This window comes from Cellulosimicrobium arenosum (assembly GCF_014837295.1).
In the GTDB taxonomy this organism is placed as follows: domain Bacteria; phylum Actinomycetota; class Actinomycetes; order Actinomycetales; family Cellulomonadaceae; genus Cellulosimicrobium; species Cellulosimicrobium arenosum.
Map to the genome: position 1 here is coordinate 1 of NZ_JACYHB010000030.1, position 1,255 is coordinate 1,255.

The 1,255-nt window shown below is 66.9% G+C and carries 1 protein-coding gene; it reads left to right on the forward strand.

Annotated elements, in window-relative coordinates; translation table 11 throughout:
* A partial coding sequence (locus tag IF651_RS17290) for a nucleotide sugar dehydrogenase (RefSeq protein WP_241744585.1) occupies window positions 1–1,254 on the forward strand: 1,254 nt, incomplete at its 5' end.
* Between the last annotated feature and the right edge of the window lies 1 nt (window position 1,255).

Consider the following 1,255-nt stretch of genomic DNA (forward strand, 5'->3'; position numbering starts at 1 on the left):
CTTGACCTTGTCGTGATCGGACTTGGGTATGTTGGGCTGCCCCTCGCGCGCGAGGCTGTGCGTGGTGGTCTTGTCGTGCGCGGGTTCGACGTCACGACGTCGCTCGTCGATGCGCTCAACGAGGGTCGTTCGCATGTGGACGACATCTCTGACGGGGATGTTGCCGAGATGCTCGGGGCCGGCTTTCGCGCGACCGGTGATGTCGAGGACATTCGTGGTGCGGCGGCTGTGGTGATCTGCGTGCCCACGCCTCTGGGGCAGGACGGCGGCCCGGATCTGGGTGCTGTGATCGCTGCGACCCGCACCATCGCAGGGGTTCTCGAGCCTGGCATGGTCGTCGTGCTGGAGTCGACGACGTACCCGGGCACGACGGAGGAGGTCCTCAAGCCGATCCTTGAGGAGGGCGGCCTGCGTTGTGGTGAGGACTTCCACCTGGCGTTCTCTCCCGAGCGGATCGATCCGGGCAACGCGACGTACGGGATGAAGAACACCCCGAAGGTCGTGGGCGGACTGACGCCCGAGGCCACGGAGCGTGCGGCGGCGCTGTACTCGCGGTTCGTCGACACGGTGGTCGTGGCGAAGGGTGCGCGCGAGGCCGAGACGGCGAAGCTGCTGGAGAACACCTACCGGCACATCAACATCGCGCTGGTGAACGAGATGGCCCGGTTCTGCCACGAGCTCGGTATCGACCTGTGGGACGTGATCCGGTTGGCCAAGACCAAGCCGTTCGGGTTCCAGGCGTTCTATCCCGGCCCGGGTGTGGGTGGGCACTGCATCCCGATCGACCCGAACTACCTGAGCCACAACGTGCGCTCGCGCCTGGGCTACCCGTTCCGGTTCGTCGAGCTGGCGCAGGAGATCAACGCGACCATGCCGGCGTACGTGGTCCGGCGTGCCCAAGACATCCTCAACGAGGACGCCAAGGCCATGCGTGGTTCGCGGGTGCTGCTGCTGGGCGTGACGTACAAGCCGAACATCGCCGACCAGCGCGAGTCGCCCGCCGTCGCGGTCGCGCGCAACCTGCTCTCCCACGGCGCGGACCTCGTGTTCCACGACCCCCACGTCGAGCAGTGGCACGTCAACGGCGACACCCTCGACCGCGTCGAGGACCTCGACACCGCCATCGCCGAGGCCGACCTGGTCATCCTGGTCCAGAACCACAGTGCCTACGATGTCGACGTGCTGGCCGAGAAGTCGGTGCGCTTCTTCGACACCAAGGGCGCCACGACCCACCCCGACGCCATCCGCCTCTGAC